15 protein-coding genes and 1 tRNA gene are annotated in these 19264 nt (G+C 73.8%); 11 read left to right on the top strand and 5 right to left on the bottom strand.

From position 1 onward, the window contains the following. Positions 1-311: 311 nt before the first annotated feature. The 3 genes from ABT112_RS17045 (at position 312) to ABT112_RS17035 (ending at position 4329) form a co-directional block, all read left to right on the top strand. Positions 312-3152 carry an alpha/beta fold hydrolase gene (locus ABT112_RS17045; protein WP_351510282.1) on the top strand — a complete coding sequence of 947 codons (2841 nt, stop codon included), beginning with the start codon at positions 312-314 and terminating at the stop codon, positions 3150-3152. After that, positions 3149-4024: an ABC transporter permease gene (locus ABT112_RS17040; protein WP_351510280.1), complete on the top strand. Its 876-nt coding sequence runs from the start codon at positions 3149-3151 to the stop codon at positions 4022-4024. Before ABT112_RS17045 ends, ABT112_RS17040 begins: the two co-directional genes overlap by 4 nt. Before the next feature lie 98 nt (positions 4025-4122). Beyond that, positions 4123-4329 (top strand): hypothetical protein, encoded by a 207-nt coding sequence (locus ABT112_RS17035; RefSeq protein ID WP_351510278.1) that lies wholly within the window; start codon positions 4123-4125, stop codon positions 4327-4329. Here ABT112_RS17035 and ABT112_RS17030 read toward each other — a convergent pair. Beyond that, positions 4326-4598 carry a GlsB/YeaQ/YmgE family stress response membrane protein gene (locus ABT112_RS17030; RefSeq protein WP_351510276.1) on the bottom strand — a complete coding sequence of 91 codons (273 nt, stop codon included), beginning with the start codon at positions 4596-4598 and terminating at the stop codon, positions 4326-4328. The two genes, ABT112_RS17035 and ABT112_RS17030, sit on opposite strands and share 4 nt — an antisense overlap. A 293-nt stretch (positions 4599-4891) precedes the next feature. On the opposite strand from ABT112_RS17030, the gene ABT112_RS17025 reads away from it, so the two are divergent. Next, entirely contained in the window at positions 4892-5320 is a 429-nt protein-coding gene (locus tag ABT112_RS17025; protein ID WP_351510274.1) for an ATP-binding protein, read from the top strand. Positions 5321-5382: 62 nt separating this feature from the next. Here the strand turns inward: ABT112_RS17025 and ABT112_RS17020 are convergent, their stop codons facing one another. After that, positions 5383-6024 carry an HAD family hydrolase gene (locus ABT112_RS17020; RefSeq protein ID WP_351510272.1) on the bottom strand — a complete coding sequence of 214 codons (642 nt, stop codon included), beginning with the start codon at positions 6022-6024 and terminating at the stop codon, positions 5383-5385. 244 nt (positions 6025-6268) lie between these two features. Then, positions 6269-6341 (bottom strand) — tRNA-Arg (locus ABT112_RS17015). 276 nt (positions 6342-6617) lie between these two features. On the opposite strand from ABT112_RS17015, the gene ABT112_RS17010 reads away from it, so the two are divergent. The 7 genes from ABT112_RS17010 (at position 6618) to ABT112_RS16980 (ending at position 17116) form a co-directional block, all read left to right on the top strand. Continuing rightward, positions 6618-8276 carry a dynamin family protein gene (locus ABT112_RS17010; protein ID WP_351510270.1) on the top strand — a complete coding sequence of 553 codons (1659 nt, stop codon included), beginning with the start codon at positions 6618-6620 and terminating at the stop codon, positions 8274-8276. A 453-nt stretch (positions 8277-8729) separates the two neighbouring features. Further along, positions 8730-10907, top strand: a complete 2178-nt coding sequence (locus ABT112_RS17005; protein WP_351510269.1) for a GTPase — start codon at positions 8730-8732, stop codon at positions 10905-10907. 571 nt (positions 10908-11478) lie between these two features. Next, a complete protein-coding gene (locus ABT112_RS17000) occupies positions 11479-11889 on the top strand; it encodes a single-stranded DNA-binding protein (protein WP_351510267.1) in 411 nt (136 codons plus the stop codon). Between the two features lie 378 nt (positions 11890-12267). Then, a complete protein-coding gene (locus tag ABT112_RS16995) occupies positions 12268-13677 on the top strand; it encodes a Cys-Gln thioester bond-forming surface protein (RefSeq protein WP_351510265.1) in 1410 nt (469 codons plus the stop codon). Between the two features lie 387 nt (positions 13678-14064). After that, a complete protein-coding gene (gene ettA / locus ABT112_RS16990; protein WP_351510262.1) occupies positions 14065-15729 on the top strand; it encodes an energy-dependent translational throttle protein EttA in 1665 nt (554 codons plus the stop codon). A 2-nt stretch (positions 15730-15731) separates the two neighbouring features. Further along, on the top strand, positions 15732-16160 hold the full coding sequence (locus tag ABT112_RS16985) for an acyl-CoA thioesterase (protein ID WP_351510259.1): 429 nt from the start codon (positions 15732-15734) through the stop codon (positions 16158-16160). Continuing rightward, positions 16157-17116, top strand: coding sequence for a DUF8185 domain-containing protein (locus tag ABT112_RS16980; RefSeq protein ID WP_351510257.1), 960 nt, complete (start codon positions 16157-16159; stop codon positions 17114-17116). Before ABT112_RS16985 ends, ABT112_RS16980 begins: the two co-directional genes overlap by 4 nt. Positions 17117-17170: 54 nt before the next feature. On the opposite strand, the gene ABT112_RS16975 is transcribed toward ABT112_RS16980, so the two are convergent. Together ABT112_RS16975 and ABT112_RS16970 are read right to left on the bottom strand one after the other, a co-directional pair. Further along, positions 17171-18799: a cytochrome P450 family protein gene (locus ABT112_RS16975; RefSeq protein WP_351510254.1), complete on the bottom strand. Its 1629-nt coding sequence runs from the start codon at positions 18797-18799 to the stop codon at positions 17171-17173. Further along, complete coding sequence (locus ABT112_RS16970) at positions 18796-19200, bottom strand: globin (RefSeq protein ID WP_351510252.1); 405 nt, start codon at positions 19198-19200, stop codon at positions 18796-18798. Before ABT112_RS16970 ends, ABT112_RS16975 begins: the two co-directional genes overlap by 4 nt. Positions 19201-19264 lie beyond the last annotated feature (64 nt).

The raw sequence follows: 19264 nt of genomic DNA, 5'->3' as shown, positions 1-19264 counted from the left end.
CGGGGATGGACGGCGCCGGGGAGGACCGCGCCGGGGCGTGCCGCGTGCCCCGGACCGCCCCCGGCCGCAGGCCCCTCCACCCCAGCGTCCCGGGCTCTCCGCCGCACTCCCGGGCCCCGCGACGGCCCGGCCGACGGCCCCGCGACAGCCCCCGCCGACGGCTCCGCGACGCCCGGGAACGGGCGGGTGAGTACCGTCCGGCCCTACCGCGGTCGCGGTATGCCCCCAGCTTTCGTACTACCGGGGGAGACGTCCGGATTCCCTCCGGGGGACCGCCGGAGCAGCCCGCGGACGTACGTAGGATCCGGGGCATGGATCTCGTCAAGCTCCGGCCCAGGGTGCCCCGGCGACGCGGACGGCTGGTCGCCGGCGTCGCCGCCGTGGCCGTCCTCGCCGGGGGCGGCACCTGGTCCGCCGTCGCGGGCGAGGGCAAGCCCGCCGTGCACCGCCAGGACCGCATCCTCACCCAGCCGGTGACCCCGGGCAGCAAGGAGGAGGTGCGGATCGACACCTCCTACTTCACCTCCGGGCCCGCCTCGGAGCGCCGCCCCGCCGTGCTCCTCGGCCACGGCTTCGGCGGCAGCAAGTACGACCTCCAGCGGCAGGCCGAACAGCTGGCCCGCGACGGCTACGCCGTCATGACCTGGTCGGCCCGCGGCTTCGGCCGGTCCACCGGCCGGATCGGCATCAACGACCCGGAGCGCGAGGTCGCCGACGTCCGGCACCTCATCGACTGGCTGGCGAAGCGCCCCGAGGTGCGGCTCGACGGGGACGGCGACCCGCGCGTGGGCGTCGCCGGCGCCTCGTACGGCGGCGCGATCTCGCTGCTCGCCGCCGGGCACGACCGGCGGGTCGACGCCATCGCCCCGCAGAACACCTACTGGAACCTCTCCGAGGCGCTCTTCCCGAACGGCGTCTTCAAGAAGCTGTGGGCCGGGATCTTCTTCACCACCGGCTCCTTCCCGGCCGGCGCCGGGCTCGCCGGAGGCGGCGAGGCGGCCGCCGGCACGGGCTCCGCGATGGGCGCCTCCCCCGCCGGCGGCGACCCGGCGGGCGACGCCGCCGCGGGCGGTGACGCTGCCGCGGGCGCCCCCTCCCGGGTGCCCACCGGCCCCGCACCCGCCGCCCGCGAGCCGGGCTGCGGCCGCTTCGAGAAGCCGCTGTGCGACATGTACGAGCGCGTGGCGGTCGCCGGGAAGCCCGACGCCGACGCGCGCCGGATGCTCACCGGACGCAGCCCCTCGGCCGTCGGCGACCGCATCAAGGTGCCCACCCTGATCCTCCAGGGCCAGTCCGACTCCCTCTTCCCGCTCGGCCACGCCGACGCCATGGCCCAGCGGATCCGGGGGAACGGCGCCCCGGTCTCCGTCGACTGGCTCGCGGGCGGCCACGACGGCGGCGACCAGGAGACCGAACGGGTCCGGAAGCGCGTCACCGGCTGGTTCGACCGCTACCTCAAGGGCGACAAGGGCGCCGACACCGGCCCCGCCTTCCGCGTCAGCCGCACCGGCGGTGTCGACTCCACCGACGGGCAGGCCCGGCTGAGCGGCGCCACCGGCACCCGCTATCCGGGGCTGGACGGCACCGACCCGCGCCGGATCCCGCTCATGGGCCGCGACCAGCGGTTCGCCAACCCCGCCGGGGCCGGCCCGCCCGCCATCTCCAACGTCCCGGGCCTGTCCGGCCTCTCCCAGCTCTCCGGCTTCGGCACCGGGGTCTCCATCGACTTCCCCGGTCAGTACGCCCGGTTCGACTCCGCCCCGCTGCGCTCCGGGACCCGCGTCACCGGCTCCCCGACCGTCGAGCTCAAGGTGCGGTCCGACTCCGACGACGCGGTGCTCTTCGCCAAGGTCTACGACGTCAGCAGCAGCGGCAGCCAGCTGCTGCCCTCGCAGCTGGTCGCGCCCGTCCGCGTCGAGGACGCCAAGAAGGGCAGAACCGTGAAGGTGCGGCTCCCCGCGGTCGACCACAACTTCGAGGCCGGGCACCGGATGCGGCTGGTCCTGGCCGCGACCGACCTCTCCTTCGCCTCCCCGGTGAAGCCCGCCGCCTACACCGTCTCGCTGGCCGGGAACGGGCTGACCGTCCCGACCACCCCGGCCGTGCACACCGCCTCGGGCTCCCTCCCCTGGTGGGTCTGGGGCCTGCCCGCCGGCGGCGCCGCCGTGGCCGCCGCGCTGCTGCTGACCGGCCGCCGCCGCACCACCGCACCGGCCCCGGACCCGGAGCTGGCGGACGTCCCCCTGCAGATCACGGACCTCAGCAAGCGCTACGCCAAGTCCGCGGAGCGGTACGCCGTCCGCGACCTCTCCTTCCGCGTCGAACGCGGCCAGGTGCTGGGACTGCTCGGCCCCAACGGCGCCGGCAAGACCACCACCCTCCGCATGCTCATGGGTCTCATCCGCCCCGACGGCGGCGAGATCCGCATCTTCGGCCACGCCGTGCGGCCCGGCGCCCCCGTGCTGTCCCGGGTGGGCGCGTTCGTCGAGGGCGCGGGCTTCCTGCCGCACCTCACCGGCCGGGCCAACCTCGATCTGTACTGGCAGGCCACCGGCCGGCCCGCCGAGGACGCCCACGTCGCGGAGGCCCTGGAGATCGCCGGCCTCGGCGACGCCCTGGACCGCGCCGTCCGGACGTACTCCCAGGGCATGCGCCAGCGGCTCGCCATCGCCCAGGCCATGCTCGGCCTGCCGGACCTGCTCATCCTGGACGAGCCGACCAACGGCCTCGACCCGCCACAGATCCGCGAGATGCGCGAGGTGCTGATCCGCTACGCGGCCGGCGGACGCACCGTCATCGTCTCCAGCCACCTGCTGGCCGAGGTCGAGCAGAGCTGCACCCATCTGGTCGTGATGGACCACGGCCTGCTGGTCAGCGCGGGCCCCGTGGCCGAGATCACCGGCAGCGGCGACACCCTGCTGGTCGGCGTGGAGGGCGGCGCGCCCTCCGACGTCGTGGCCGACAAGGTCGCCGCGCTGCCGGGCGTCGGCTCGGCCGTCGGCACTCCCGAGGGCCTGCTGGTGCGGCTGGACGGCGCCACCCCCGCCGAACTCCTGGCGGAGCTGGTCCGGCTGGAGATCCCGGTCGAGCGCATGGGCCCGCACCGCCGCCTGGAGGACGCCTTCCTCACCCTGATCGGAGGCACGTCGTGACCGCGCCCGTGACCGCTCCCCCGAACGACGCCCCCTCGGCACCGGGCTTCCGGGCCCGCCGCACCCTGCCGCTGCGGGTGGAGGCCATGCGGCAACTGCGCCGCCGCCGGACCCTGGTGATGGGCGGTGTGCTGGCCGCGCTGCCCTTCGTCCTGATCGCGGCGTTCGCCATCGGCGGCGAACCGGGCCGGGACAACGGCCGGGTGTCGCTCATCGACACGGCCACCACCTCCGGCGCCAACTTCGCCGCCACCTGCCTCTTCGTCTCCGCGGGCTTCCTGCTGGTGGTGCCGGTGGCGCTGTTCTGCGGCGACACCGTCGCCTCCGAGGCCGGCTGGTCCTCACTGCGCTATCTGCTGGCCGCCCCGGTGCCCCGCACCCGGCTGCTGCTCAGCAAACTGACGGTGGGCCTGGCCTTCAGCGCCGCCGCGATGCTGCTGCTCCCGGTGGTCGCGCTGGCCGCGGGCACGGCCGCCTACGGCTGGGGCGACCTGCAACTCCCGACCGGCGGCGCGCTGCCGACGAGCACCGCCCTGCCGCGGCTCGGCCTCGTCGTCGCGTACATCTTCGTCGGCCAACTGGTCACCGCGGCCCTGGCCTTCTGGCTCTCCACGGTGACCGACGCCCCGCTGGGCGCGGTGGGCGGCGCGGTCGGCCTGACCATCGTCGGCAATGTGCTGGACGCGGTCACCGCCCTCGGCTCCTGGCGCGACTTCCTGCCCGCGCACTGGCAGTTCGCCTGGATCGACGCGCTCCAGCCCCATCTGGAGACCGGCGGCATGACCAAGGGCGCGGCGGTCTCGGTGGCCTACGCCCTGGTGCTGTTCGCCCTGGCGTTCCGCGGCTTCCGCACCAAGGACATCGTGTCCTGAGCAGCCCGCGGGGCCCGTTCCCGGGCGGTCCTCCACCGTCTCGACCGACGCCCCCGGGCCCGGCGCGCCGCCGGGCCCGCCGGGGTGGGGGCGGTCGGGTGGAACCGGCCGGGGCCCTCGGGCCGGGCCGGGAAGGCCGCTCCCTGGCCTGGCACCGGGAAGGCCGCTCCCTGGCCTGGCACCGGGAAGGCCGCTCCCTGGCCTGGCACCGGGAAGGCCGCTCCCTGGCCCGGCACCAGGAAGCCCGCTCCCTGGCCCGGACCGGGAAGGTGCTCCGCTCCCTGGCCCGGACCGGCGGCCCCTAACGGCGCTCGCGCGAGTGCCCGAACAGCAGCCGGTAGGCGATGAGCAGCACCAGTGACCCCCCGATCGCGGCGACCCACATCGCCGGGTCGTAGAAGTCCTGGACGACCGGACGGTCGAGGTACTCCGCCGAGAGCCAGCCACCGACGAACGCCCCGGCCACCCCGATGAGGGTGGTGACGATCAGCCCGCCGGGGTCGCGGCCCGGCAGCAGGAACTTGGCGAGTGCTCCGGCGATGAGGCCGAGGATGATCCAGCTCACGATGCTCATGTCGGGGTCCTCCCCAGGATTGCGTGGGCCACGCTCGTGCTGGTGGCCCGGATATCAGGTCCGGTCACCACTCAGACGCTTGTGATCGCCTTTTTGGTTCTTTCGATCAACTTCTCGACGCGGTGGCGCAATTCTGGTGACGCGTGGTGTTCGGTCATGACGGGGAGTAGCTTCGACGCCCGGATCGGGTTCCCTGTGCTGCGCTGCACGGCTACCGGACGCCACTCGGGCCCGTGCAGGCGGAGCCGAGTCCGCCCGGCAGCCGGCCTGACGGAGGTCGAGGTGACGAAGCCATGGACGCGAACGTGGCGGATCTGCCGCGGAAGCGGTTGCCGCAGGAGCGTTTGCTGGAGCTGCTGTTCGGAGGCGAGGACCTGCCCGGCCTCCGGCTCCGCGTGACGCAGTGCGCGGCCCTCGCGGGCCTGGACGAGCCGCGCCTGGGCGACTTCGTCCTCGCCGTCCACGAGGTCGCCTGCAACGCCGTCGAGCACGGCGGCGGCCGGGGCCGCCTGCTGCTGCACCACCACGACGGTGCCCTGCGCTGCCGGGTGACGGACGACGGACCGGGCTTCACCGAGGAGGTCATCCCGCCCGACCCGCCGGGCATCCTCAGCGGCGAGGGCGGCCGAGGCCTCTGGCTCACCCGCCAGCTGACGGACCGCCTGGAGATCGCCGCAGGCGCGGTGGGCGCCGTCGTCACCCTGGTGATCGCCCTGCGCTGACGTGGGGGCGGCCCGGTGCCCGGTATGCCGGGCACCGGCGGGTGGGGCCGTTTGCTGCCGGGTCACTGCCCGGCGAGTGGAATCAGGTCCGTGAGGGAGTCGATCCGGTGGTCGGCCGCCTCGATGACCGTGGGGTCGTCGGCCCAGAGGCAGCCCCACGGGCCGCGCCGCACATGGGCCGTCCGCAGCCCGGCTGCCTGCGCGGGGAGGATGTCGTTCTGCGGATGGTCGCCTACGTAGAGGATCTCGTCGGCGGGCACGTCGGCCTGGGCGACGAGCCGCTCGAAGAACGCCGGCGACGGCTTGGCTACGCCCCACTCGCCGGACGTGGCAATCAGGTCGGCGGGTAGGTCGAGCGCGCGGAGCAACGCGCCTGCCTTCACGGTCTGGTTCCCGGCGATGATGACGCGGGCTCCGGCCTCCCGGAGCGCGGACAGCGCCGGTCTGACGTCTTCGTACACGTCCGTCTCGTCGAGGTGCTCGCCGCGGCCGGCCTCCTCGCGGGCCTGGTAGGCGGCGCTCGGGTCGATGCCGGGTTGGATCAGCCGCAGCGCCTCGGCGTTGTCCTGTCCGCGGGCGACGACCGCGCCGACGAGCGCCGACACGGTGTGGCGGGGAACGTGCAGCCAGTCGGCCCACGACGCCCAGTAGCGGTCATCCCGTACGAGAGTCTCGCCCACATCGAATGCGAAGGTGCGGATCATCCCGGGACCCTACCGACACGCGTTTCCCCTGCCGCCGGGAACGACGAAAGCGCCCCTGCCCGGCCGTGAGGCCAGAGGCCGACCGCGCGTACTGACCTGCTAGCCCTCCACAGCGCTGACCCGAGCCCACAGGATTGGCTCCGAGCCCGCGGTCGTAGGCAGTCAAAAGCTCTTGGCCCATGTCCGATGCGCTTCCGCACGGATGAGAGCCTCACCGGCGTTTGTGCAGGTGAGGAAGGATCTGCGCCCCCGGCAGGACTCGAACCTGCGGCCAAGTGCTTAGAAGGCACCTGCTCTATCCACTGAGCTACGGGGGCCGGGTGGTGGCCGCGGCGACCGGGACAAGGATAGGGCTCAGCGAGACCGGCCCCGGTGGCTTCACCTCCGTGACACCTTGTGGAGGTTCCGTGAAGCGATCCTGATAATCGCAGGCAGGCGCGGATCATGCACCGATTTTTGCGCCTCGGGCGTCGGCTGTTGTGCACTCGTTATGCCTGAGGCTCAGTTGTCGCAAGGGTGCCGGGTTGCTCCGCTCGGCGCGCAGAGACCGCCATACGCTTCAAAAGAGCTCTAAAATTGGGCATTCTTCGCATGTGGCGACCTTGGACGTACGGCCCCAACTGCTCGATGCACTGTCCGCACTGCGCGACCGCGTCGCCTCCGCGCGGTTTCCGCTGGCGCTGCCGGGGGCGGACCGTGCGCGCCGCAACCGCTCCGAACTCCTCGCGCAGCTCGACGACTATCTCGTCCCCCGGCTCCGTTCACCGGACGCTCCACTCCTCGCCGTGATCGGCGGCTCCACCGGTTCCGGAAAGTCCACGCTGGTCAATTCGCTCGCCGGCCGCCAGGTCAGCGCCGCGGGCGTGCTGCGCCCCACTACGCGTACGCCGGTCCTCGTCTGCCACCCCGACGACCACCACTGGTTCTCCGGCCACCGGGTGCTGCCGGACCTCACCCGGGTCTGGATGCCGTGGCAGCACGACGCGCACTACCGGATCGGCCGGCGGTTCACCGGTGCCGCGTACGACCCGTTGGACTACGAGGACGACGAGCGGGACGACGAGCCGCCCACGCTGCGCGTCGAGACCGTCGACAGCCTCACGCCCGGCCTCGCCCTCCTCGACGCCCCCGACATCGACTCCCTGGTCTCCCGCAACCGCGACCTCGCCGCCCAGCTGATCTGCGCCGCCGACATCTGGGTCCTGGTCACCACCGCCACCCGCTACGCCGACGCCGTCCCCTGGCATCTGCTGCGCACGGCCAAGGAGTACAACGCCACCCTGGTCACCGTCCTCGACCGGGTGCCGCACCAGGTCGTGCTCGACGTCTCCCGGCAGTACGGGGCGCTGCTGGACAAGGCCGGGTTCCGGCATGTGCCCCGGTTCACCATCCCCGAACTCCCCGAGTCCACCGGCGCGGGCAGCGGTCTGCTGCCCGCCAGCGCGGTCGCCGGACTGCGCGACTGGCTCGTCCACCACGCGCAGGATCCCGCGGCCCGCACCGACGCCGTCGCCCGGACGGCGAGCGGGGCGCTCGCCTCGCTGAACTCCCGGATGCCCGCACTGGCCGCCGCCGCCGCGGCCCAGCACGCCGCCACGCTCCGGCTGGCGAACTGTGTCGAGCACGCCTACACCGCCGCCGCCCACCGGGTCCGTGAGGAGATCGCCTCCGGCGGGGTGCTCGCGGGCAACGCCCTGACCCGGTGGCGCGGCTATCCGCACGACAGCGGGTCCGGGGAGTTCCTCGACGCGCTGGTCGACAGCCTGACCGCGCTGCTGTGCTGCGCGGTCGCGGACGCCGACGAGCGCACCGAGGCCGACTGGCGCCTGGACCGAGCCGCCTCGGCCGCGTACGTGCCCGGCAGCGTGCCGGGGGCGGCCTGCGCCGTGGACCGGGTCGGGATCGCCGTACGCCGGTGGCGCCGCTGCGTCGAGGAACTGGCGGACGACGCGGTGATCGGCCGCGACCGGTCGTCCGGCGCGGACGCCGACCGCCTAGCCGCCCAGCTGGCCGCGGTCCTGCTCGGCGGGCCCAAGGGGCGGACGGCGGGCGAGGCGCTCGCCGAGACGCTGGGCGCCCAGGCGGCCGTACGCCTCCGGGACCGCGGGGCGCAACTGCTCACCGAGTGCCTGGAGCGGGTGCTGAGAGGCGAACGCGACCGGCGCCTCGCCCCGCTGGACGGCCTCGGCGTCACCCCGGAGCTCCAGGCCGAGCTGATTTCCGCGCTGTCCGTACTGCAGAAGGAGAGGTGACCGGCGGTGACATCGGCCGACACACACCGGCCCGGCGAGTCCGGACACGCCGAGGACGGGCCCGGGGGCCGGCCCGCCGGCCGGCCCGGTGACGGGGTCACTGCGCGAACCGGTGACGGAGTCACGGCGCGAACACGTGACGGGGACGGCGGCGGAGCCACTCAGGGAGCCGCCGGTTCCGGGTGGCCGGAGCACTGGCTGGACGAGTTCGCGCGGACGGGGGAGGTGTCCCGTGGCCCGGACGGGCCGGGCAGGGCAGGCCCGGGACGGCCGCCGGGCGGTCCGCATCCGGCGCGGGCGGGCACGGCCGGGCGGCCGGGCGGTGCGGCCCGGGCGGACGCGGGACGGGCGGACGCGGTGCGGCGGGACCCGCTGCGAGGGGACGCCGTACCGGGGGACGCCGCGGCGCGGACCGATCGGGAAGCGTCCGGGGCGGGCCCGTCCGGGGCAGGGATGTCCGAGGCAGGGACGTCCGGTGCGGTGCGCGACGGTGCGGTGCGGGACGGCGCGGTGGCCGGGAACGCGGGAGCCGAGGCATCCGCGGCGGTGCGGCGCGCTCCCGCGGCGCACACCGACGGCTCCGCACCCCAGACGTCCCACGACGCGGCCAGTCGCCAGGTCGAGGGCAGTCCCCGGGGCGCGGGTACTCCCCACGACGCGGCCAGTCCCCGGGACACGGGTACTCCCCACGAGACAGGCACCCTCCACGACACAGGCACCCCCCGGGTCTGGGACGACGGTCTGATCGCCCGGCGCGCCACCGGGAGCGGCGGCGCGCCCGACAGCGGACGGGCCGCGGCGCACCGCCGTACCGCGGGAGACCGGTCCGAGGCCGTGCCGCCCCACACCGCGGACCGGCCCGGCACCCCCGGGCACAGCGCCGAGCCCTCCGCCCGGGCCGGCTCCGACGCGTCGCGCCGCCGGAGTTACAGCCGCGGGCTGCGCGTCCGGCTGGAGGCCATGCGCGAGCTCGTCGGGCTGTCACGCACCCGGCTGGACACCGAGACGCTCGCCGGCGCCGGGCGGGTCCTGGACGAGGCGGCGGCCCGGCACCGGCTCTCCCTCGACCACACCGTCATCGCCCTGGCGGGGGCTTCCGGAAGCGGAAAGTCCACCCTGTTCAACGCCCTCGCGGGAGCCCAGCTCTCGGAGGCCGGAGTGCGCCGTCCGACCACCTCGGCCCCGGTCGCCTGCACCTGGTCCGAGGGCGCGGACGGGCTGCTGGACCGGATCGGCGTCCTGCCCCGGCACCGCCGCCGGCCGCACCGGCTGCACGACGTGGCACTGCGCGGCCTCGTCCTCCTCGACCTGCCCGACCACGACTCGGCCGTCGCGGGGCGGCGGGAGCAGGTCGACCGGCTGCTCGGACTCGTGGACGCGGTGGTGTGGGTGGTGGATCCGGAGAAATACGCGGACGCCGTGCTGCACGAGCGCTACCTGCGTCCGCTGGCCGACTACGCCGAGGTGACCTACGTCGTGCTCAACCAGACCGACCGGCTGCCGGGCGACGCCACCGACCAGGTGCTGGACGACCTGCGGCGGCTGCTGGACGAGGACGGGCTCGCGCTGGGCGAGCACGGCGAGCCCGGCGCCACGGTGCTCTCCCTGTCGGCCCTCACCGGCGAGGGGGTGCCCGAACTCCGGCGCAGGCTGGGCCGGTTCTGCCAGGAGGGCAGGGCCGCGGAGCGGCGGCTGGCGGCCGACATGGACGGCGCGACGGAGCGGCTGCGCCCCGCCTGCCTGGCGGAGGGCCGGACCGGGCTGACCGAACACGCCCGCGCCTCCTTCGAGGACCGGCTGGCGGACGCCGTGGGCGCGGTGGCCGCGGGGCAGGCGGCCGAGCGGGAGTGGCTCCGGTACGCGGAACTGGCCTGCGGCGCGCCGTGGGTCCGGCTGCGCCGGCGGCCGGGCAAGGGCCCGTCGGCCCGTTCGGCCCGGGAGCCCCGCGGAACCGGAACGGCCCCGGCCGGGAGTGCGGCCCCGGCCGCCGCCGTTGTGGCCGCCACGGCGCCCCGTGCCGGGCGAACGGGTGCGACAGCGGAGCCGGGTGGTCAGGCAGGGCCGGGAATGGGGGAGCACCTGCCCGGCACCGCCCGGGCGATCGTCGAGCAGGCCGTACGGGCGGTGGTCGAGGACGCGTCGGCGGGCCTGCCGAACGCCTGGGCCCAGGCCGTGCGGGACGTCGCGGCCCGCGGTGCGGAGGAACTGCCCGAGGCGCTGGACGAGACCGTCGCTCTGCAGGCGGCCGACAGCGCGCGGCCGACGGGGCCGGGATGGTGGTCGGTGGCGTCCGCCCTGCAGGGGCTGCTGTTCGTGGTGCAGGTCATCGGCGCGCTCTGGCTGGCCTGGACGGTGGTCCGCGGGCCCGGTGACGCGTGGCTGCTGCCGGCGCTGCTGATGGCGTTCGGGGTCGCGGGCTGTCCCGTTCTGGCGTGGGGCTGCCGGGCGGCGGCGAGCGGCCCGGCGAGGCGCTACGGGCAGGAAACGGAATGGCGGCTGCGGAGCGCCGCGGCGGCGTGCGGCCGGGCCCGGGTGCTGGAGCCGGTCGCCGCGGAACTGCTGCGCTACCGGGAGGTGCGGGACCAGTACCTGGTCGCGGCCGGCGGCCCCAGCCACACCACGCTGCTGTAGGGGCCTGAGGGACTGAGGGGTCTGATCGGGGCGGCACTTCACTGGGCTGCCGGCGCGGGGCCCGCCTACGTGGGGCCTACCCGCGCCGGGGCCGACGTGGGCCTGCCCGCGCGGAGCCGACGTGGGGCCTGCCGGTGCGGGGCCTGCCGACGTGGGGCCTGCCGGCGCGGGCCTGCGGACGTGGGGCTTGCCGATGCGGGCCCTGTGGGGCGGAACGTCGTGCGGAGCCCGGTCGCCGGGGTGGTGAGAGGCGGCCGGGCAGGGCGCGGTGGCTCGTCAGGGTGGCCGAGTTCTCCACAACCGGTGGGTTGTCCACAGGGCTCAGCGGCCGTCGGCGTTCCGGTGCAGCATGAGGTCACAGCACGGCGCACACCGTGCCGGGGCCGTCCGGGCCATGTGCTCGGAGGTTCGGGAAGGTACGGGTGCGCCGGGACAGCCGCGCACGTTCGGAACGGCTGGAGAAGCCGGAGAAGTCCGGGACAGCCGGAGCGGTCCGGGGACAGCCGGGGAAGTCCGGGGCCCGCAAGGGAAGCCCAGGTAACGCAGGGGAAGTTCGGGGGAGGCAGCGCAGATGAGCGAGACCACGGTGACGGTGGTGGGCAACGCCGCGACTCAGGTGCAGTACCGGGAGACGGGGGAGGGCGTACCGGTGGCGCGGTTCCGGCTGGCGGTCACCGCCAGGCGCCGGGAACGGCACGGAGAGGGCTGGACCGACGGGCCCACCAGCTTCTACACGGTATGGGCCCGGCGGTCCTTGGCCACGAACATCGCGGCGTCGGTGTCCGTGGGCGAGCCGCTCCTCGTGCACGGCCGGTTGCGGGTGCGGGAAGAGGTCCGGGACGGCGAGCCACCGCGCTTTTCGGCGGATATCGACGCGATGGCCGTGGGGCATGACCTGGCGCGCGGCACCGCCGCGTTCCGGCGCGTGGCGCGGGCCAACCCGGCGCTGACGGCACCGAGTTCCGGCGGGCGGCCTCCCTGAGCGGGATCGATGCAGGCATTGACCCCCGGCGCGAAGCCTGTTCCTGGTGCGGCGCGGGGGCGGGAACCGGGACCGGGCCGGGGGCTCCGGTGCCCGCGCAGCGCCCCGCCGCCCGGTTCGCCGCTTCTGGTGCGCTCCGACCTCAATGGGTGCGTTGCTGTTCTGTCGCCCAAACGAGGTGGTTTGAGCTGGGTATTTGTCAGTCGCTCCAGGTCAGGCGTCAACTCAGCGATAACGATTCCGATTCGGATCGGTTGTCGACTGTGAATCATGGGGACCCTGTTGAGCTTTCTTCCTAAGATCCGTGCGTACTCACGGGGGCTCTTGAGATTTCATGCGGGGCGTCTCACCACGACTGCCTCGCCCGGAGGGAAGTCCATGATTTCTGTACGCAGGCGGGGCGCTGCCCGCTTGGCCGTCGCGGTGCTGGCCTCCGGCCTCGTCGCGGCGGGTGCGATAGCCGGTGCGGGTCCGGCTGTTGCCGATGACGCCGTTCCGAACCAGGGCGGGGCGACCGCCACGCTCGGTGGCCTGAAGACCGCCGACCAGGCGGTCATCCACCAGGAGGACGGCGAGGACCAGCAGGTCGGCGCCGGCCTGTTCGAGATGACCGTCGACGGCGGCGGCACGCTCCAGACGTACTGCATCGACATCCACAACCCGACGCAGCGTCAGGCGCAGTACCAGGAAGTGCCGTGGAGCGCCTCGTCGCTGCACGACAACGCCGACGCGGGCAAGATCCGCTGGATCCTGCAGAACTCCTACCCGCAGGTGAACGACCTGAGCAAGCTGGCTCAGGCCGCCGACACCGGGACCCTGACCGAGAAGACCGCCGCCGCGGGCACCCAGGTCGCGATCTGGCGCTACTCCGACCACGCCGAGGTCGACGCGGTGGACCCCGAGGCGGAGAAGCTCGCCGACTACCTCGAGAAGAACGCGAAGGACCTCGAGGAGCCCCGGGCCTCCCTGACGCTGGACCCGTCCGCCGTCTCCGGCAAGTCCGGTGACCGGCTGGGCCCGATCGGGGTCAACACCGACGCCGAGAAGGTCACCGTGACCCCGTCCCCGGCGGCCGCGGCCAGCGGTGTCAAGGTCGTCGGCAAGGACGGCCGGCCCGTCACCAGCGCCACGAACGGCAGCGAGCTGTTCTTCGACGTGCCCAGCGGCACCCCCGACGGCTCGACCTCGCTGACCGTCCAGGCCACCACCACGGTGCCGGTCGGCCGCGCGTTTTCCAGCCAGACCAAGAGCCAGACCCAGATCCTGGCCGGCTCCAGCGAGAGCACCGTCTCCGCGACCGCCACCGCCAACTGGGCGAAGAAGGGCGCGATCCCGGCCCTGTCCGCGGAGAAGAACTGCGCCAAGGGCGGTGTGGACATCACGGCCGCCAACCAGGGCGACGAGCCGTTCACCTTCGAGCTGGCGGGCGCGAAACACACCGTCGAGGCGGGCAAGTCCGAGACCGTCACGATCCCGGTGAAGGAGGACCAGGCGTACGACTTCACCATCAAGGGGCCGAACGGCTTCGAGAAGACCTTCTCCGGGGTCCTCGACTGCAAGACCGCCGGACCCACCCCCGGTGACGACACCGACAAGCCCTCCTCGGAGCCCAGCCCGGCCACGGCCGGCGGCACCACGGGCGGCTCCACCGGTGGCGGCGACCTCGCCGAGACCGGCAGCAGCGACGCCACCCCGATGATCGCCGGCATCGCGATCGCGCTCGTCGCCGTCGGCGGCGGCACCGTCTTCTTCCTCCGCAAGAAGAAGACCTCCGGCGCCGCGGAGTAGCCCACGGTGACGTGTCGATCATGACCCCTCCGGGTCGCGGTGGCCCCGGTGCGCCCAGGCGTACCGGGGCCTCCGCACGTCAAGGCCCCTCGCGGACAGAGGCGGAGCTCCGGCGCGCGTAGCCGCACGAACACCACGCGCGACGCCGGACCTGCACCCCGACCGGCACCCCGACCGGCACCGGACCGGCACCCTGACCGGCACCGGACCGGCCGGGGCGGAGGCAGGCACCACCTGCGGTCGGACGCGTAGGAGGCAGAGGAGAGACAGGGGAAGGGAAAGCGGCGGAGGTCGGGGCGTGCCCTGGGCTACTCGTTTCCGTCACGTGCCGGGCGTACGGCAAGATGGAATGCATCTGCCCACCCATCGATCGCCGGACGGTTTCTCTTGGCTGAGTTCATCTACACCATGCGCAAGGCGCGTAAGGCGCACGGCGACAAGGTGATCCTCGACGATGTGACGACGAGCTTCTACCCCGGAGCCAAGATCGGTGTCGTCGGTCCGAACGGCGCCGGCAAGTCGACCATCCTGAAGATCATGGCGGGGCTGGAGCAGCCGTCGAACGGTGACGCCTTCCTCACGCCCGGTTACACCGTCGGCATCCTCCTCCAGGAGCCGCCGCTCGACGAGTCCAAGACCGTGCTGGAGAACGTCCAGGACGGCGCGGCCGACACGATGGTCAAGCTCAAGCGGTTCAACGAGATCGCCGAGCAGATGGCCACCGACTACTCGGACGCCCTGCTCGAGGAGATGGGCAAGCTCCAGGAGGCGCTCGACCACAGCAACGCCTGGGACCTCGACGCCCAGCTCGAGCAGGCCATGGACGCCCTCGGCTGCCCGCCCGGCGACTGGCCCGTCACCAACCTCTCCGGTGGTGAGAAGCGCCGCGTCGCGCTCTGCAAGCTGCTGCTCGAGGCCCCCGACCTGCTCCTCCTCGACGAGCCCACCAACCACCTGGACGCCGAGTCCGTCCAGTGGCTGGAGCAGCACCTGGAGAAGTACGCCGGCACCGTCGTCGCCGTCACCCACGACCGGTACTTCCTCGACAACGTCGCCCAGTGGATCTGCGAGGTCGACCGCGGTCGCCTCTACCCGTACGAGGGCAACTACTCCAAGTACCTGGAGACCAAGCAGACCCGTCTCAAGGTCGAGGGGCAGAAGGACGCCAAGCGCGCCAAGCGCCTCAAGGACGAGCTGGACTGGGTCCGCTCCAACGCCAAGGGCCGGCAGGCCAAGTCCAAGGCCCGTCTGACCCGCTACGAGGAGATGGCCGCCGAGGCGGAGAAGACCCGGAAGCTGGACTTCGAGGAGATCCAGATCCCGCCGGGCCCGCGCCTGGGCAACATCGTCGTCGAGGTGGAGAACCTCTCCAAGGCGTTCGGCGAGAAGGTCCTCATCGACGACCTCTCCTTCACCCTGCCGCGCAACGGCATCGTCGGCGTGATCGGCCCCAACGGCGCCGGCAAGACGACGCTGTTCAAGATGATCCAGGGCCTGGAGACCCCCGACTCGGGCAAGATCAAGGTCGGCGAGACCGTCAAGATCTCCTACGTCGACCAGTCCCGCGCCAACATCGACGCCAAGAAGACGCTGTGGGCGGTCGTCTCCGACGAGCTGGACTACATCAACGTCGGCCAGGTCGAGATGCCGTCCCGGGCGTACGTCTCCGCGTTCGGCTTCAAGGGCCCGGACCAGCAGAAGCCGGCCGGTGTGCTCTCCGGTGGCGAGCGCAACCGCCTCAACCTCGCGCTCACCCTCAAGCAGGGCGGCAACCTGCTCCTCCTCGACGAGCCGACCAACGACCTCGACGTCGAGACCCTGTCCTCGCTGGAGAACGCGCTGCTGGACTTCCCCGGCTGCGCCGTGGTGGTCTCCCACGACCGCTGGTTCCTGGACCGCGTCGCGACCCACATCCTCGCCTACGAGGGCGAGTCCAAGTGGTTCTGGTTCGAGGGCAACTTCGAGTCGTACGAGAAGAACAAGGTCGAGCGGCTCGGCGCGGACGCGGCCCGCCCGCACCGTGCCACGTACAAGAAGCTGACCCGGGGCTGAGCGTGCGGCACACCTATTCCTGCCCGCTGCGCTGGTCGGACATGGATGCGTTCGGTCATGTCAACAACGCGGTCTTCCTCCGCTATCTGGAGGAGGCCCGGATCGACTTCATGCACCAGCTGGCGACCGCGGACGGCAAGGGCTCCTTCACCGGGGGCTCGGTCGTCGCCCGGCACGAGATCGACTACCTGCGCCCCCTGGTGCACCGGCACGAGCCGGTCACCGTGGAGACCTGGGTGACGAAGATCGGTGCCGCATCGATGACCGTCTCCTACGAGGTGAAGGACGCCGAGCAGGTGTATGTGCGGGCGTCGACGACCGTCGTGCCGTTCGACTTCGCCGCGGGCCGTCCGCGGCGGATCACCGCCGAGGAACGCGCCGTCCTCGAGCGGTACCTGATCGATGCCGCTGAGGAGGCCGTCGCCGCATGACGGCGCTGCGTCTCGCCGACGCCGGGGAGGCGGCGGATCTCGCCGCCTTCCTGGCCCGGCTGATCCACTACGACCGCCGGGCGGCGGTCCGTCTCCAGGCGGAGCCGGGAGCGGCCGCCCCGGAGTCCGGAGGAGTGCTGGCCGTCTTCGGCCGTCCCGCCTCCTTCGAGGTACTGGCCATCCGCACCGCCCGGCTGGCCGCGTCCCCGGTCCCGCACGGCGCGACCGGGGCCCCGGAGACCGTTGCGGCCTTGGACGCGACCGTCTCGGCGGGCATGCTCGCCGACGCCCTCGACACCGCGACCGGCGGTGGGGAGCGCACCACGGGCGAACTGACGGTCCCGGTGCCCGAGCCCGTCACCGGCCCCCCGTGGGCCGGTGTGCTGCCGCCGCGGGGCGGCTGGCGGCGCGTCGAGGGCTTCCCCGGGGCGGACGAGGTCCGGGCGGCCGTCGCGGCGGCCGTCAGGGAGTTCCGCACCCGGATCGAGGCGCTTCCGGAGGACGGCCGGACCCGTACGGAGTTCGACCGGATCGGCGGCGAGATCTGGTCGCGCACCTTGGGGGACACCCGCCTCCCGCTGCGCGCGGTGCACGCCGCCCAGTCGCTCGGCTTCCTCCGCCCGGCACAGGCGCGGGTACCCGCCACCGGGGTACGGCCGTCCGGCGCTGCTGCGACGGGTGCTTCCGCGTCCGGCGCTGCCACCATCGGTGCCTCCACCATCGGGGCTTCCACAACCGGTGTTCCCGCGAACGGGGTCTCCGCGGCCGACGGACCGGGGACCGCGCGGCACGGCCACGGCACGGCCACGGCTCTCGCTCCGGAACCGGCGGTGCCGGAACGGCTCGCCCTGTTCGCCGCGGGCAGCTGGCTGCGGCTGAGCACCCCGTACGGCTCGGTGGCCGTACGCCGGACGGACCTTCCGGGCCTGTCCGGCCTGAGCGTCACCCCGCGCTGACCGGCCGCCCGGGGTGCCCGACCGGCTCCCCGGGCCGACCGTTCGCTGGGGGCCTTACCGGCTGACGGCGTCACTCCGCTCGTCGTCTCCGGGGGTGACCGGCAGCCGGCGCGGGCCGCGTACCAACAGCCCCGGGCGGTAGGGCAGTTCGCCGGGGTCGGCCGCGAGGCGCAGTCCCGGTAGGGCGTCGAAGAGGAGCGGGAGCGCCACCGCCGCCTCCAGCCGCGCCAGCCGCGACCCGACGCAGAAGTGCGGGCCGTGCCCGAAGGCGGCGTGCGCCGCGGCCCGTGTCCCGGTGCGGCGACCGGCGGGGCCCGGGTTCGAGCCGGCGTCGGCCGGACACGCCGGGCCGACCGCGCTCTCCGGATTCACCGGGCCTTCCGGACCCACCCCGTCCGGGCCTTGGACCGGGCCCACCGCGCTCGCCCCGTCGCCCGAGCTCCCTGGGCCGACCGCGCCCACCGGGCCCGTCGCACCGTCCGCATAGCGGTCCGGCCGGAAGGCGTCCGGGGCAGGGAAGACCGCCGGGTCGCGGTTGGCGGCGGCGAGCACCGCCAGGACCGAGGAACCCGCCGGTATGACGACCCCGTCGCCGAGATCCACCTGCTCCGTCGTGCGTCGCCACGTCGTGCCCTCCAGCGGGCTGGCGTGCCGCAGCGCCTCCTCCACGACCGCGGGCCAGCGGCCCGGGTCCCCCTGCGCCGCCGCGAGCTCCTCCGGGTGGGTGAGCAGCAGCAACGATGCGGAGGCCAGGAGATTCATGGTCGTCTCGTAGCCCGCGAAGAGCAGCAGGAAGGCCATGGCGAGCAGCTCGCCGTCGTCGAGCCCGCCCTCCGACGAGTCGTGCACCAGCGCGCTGAACAGGTCCTCGCCCGGCGCTCGCCGCTTCTCCGCGATGAGCGAGGTGAAGTAGCCGTGCAGCCGGGTCCAGGCCTCGTCGACCTCGCCCTGAGCCAGGGCGTCCGCCGGGGAGCCCACCCGGTAGGTCCACTCCCGCAGATCGGCGCGGTCGGCCTCCGGCACGCCCAGGACCTCGCCGATCACCAGGACCGGAAGCGGGAAGGCGAAGACGTCGACCAGGTCCGCGGACCCGTCCCGCTCCAGCCGGTCGACCAGCTCGCCGACGAGCCCGGCCGTCAGCTCCTCGATCCGCGGCCGCAGCGCGTCGACCCGGCGCGGGGTGAAGGCGGCGGCGGTCAGCCGGCGCAGCCGGGTGTGGTCGGGGGCGTCGGAGTTGAGCATGTGGCGCGCGAGGCAGGCGCGGGCGCGCTGGGCGGGGGAGTCGGGCTTGGGCCGGCCCGCGCCCTGCGGCGGCACATTGGAGAACCGGGGGTCGGAGAGCACCGCCCGCGTCTGCTCGTAGCCGGTGACCAGCCAGGCGCTGGAGCCGTTGGCCAGCTCGACGCGCGCCGCGGGCCCCCGGGTGCGCAGGGCCGCGTAGTACGGGAAGGGGTCGCGGGCGAAGGCGCCTTCCGCCGGGTCGAGCACACCCGGGTCGACCACGGCCGGATCCGGTACCGCCGGGTCCGCCACCGCCGCACCGGAGGCCGGTTCCCGCACGGCGTCCCTCGGGCCGGGCAGCGGCGCCCGTCCGGTGTCCGTGGTTCCCGGGTGTGCGGCGGTTCCGGGGTGTGCGGCGCCGGGCCCGGCCGGGGACCGGAGTTCCTGGTCGGTCGGTCTCATTCGGCGCTGTTGACCATGGAAGCGGCCGCGTAGGTGAGGTACTTCCACAGCTCGGCCTCGTGCTCCGGCGCCAGCTCCAGCTCGTCGACCGCCACGCGCATATGACGCAGCCAGGCGTCGTGCGCGGCCTGGTTCACCGTGAACGGAGCGTGCCGCATCCGCAGCCGCGGGTGTCCGCGGTTGTCGCTGTAGGTGCGCGGACCGCCCCAGTACTGGATGAGGAAGAGGGCGAGCCGTTCCTCGGCCGGTCCCAGGTCCTCCTCCGGGTACATCGGCCGCAGCAGCGGGTCTTCGGCGACTCCCTCATAGAAGCGGTGCACCAGCCGTCGGAAGGTCGGCTCACCACCGACCTGCTCGTAGAAGGTCTGCTCCTGCAGCGTGCCGCGCGGAATCTCATTCACGCTCCCCATGGTCTCAGACGGCCCAGCCGAGGACCGGCGGCGTAGGACCGGCAGGACAACTGGC

It is taken from the genome of Streptomyces sp. NPDC002055, from assembly GCF_040296705.1.
Classification (GTDB): Bacteria; Actinomycetota; Actinomycetes; order Streptomycetales; family Streptomycetaceae; genus Streptomyces.
Note: the sequence above shows the minus strand (reverse complement) of the source record. Positions and strands in the feature narration are given on the sequence as shown.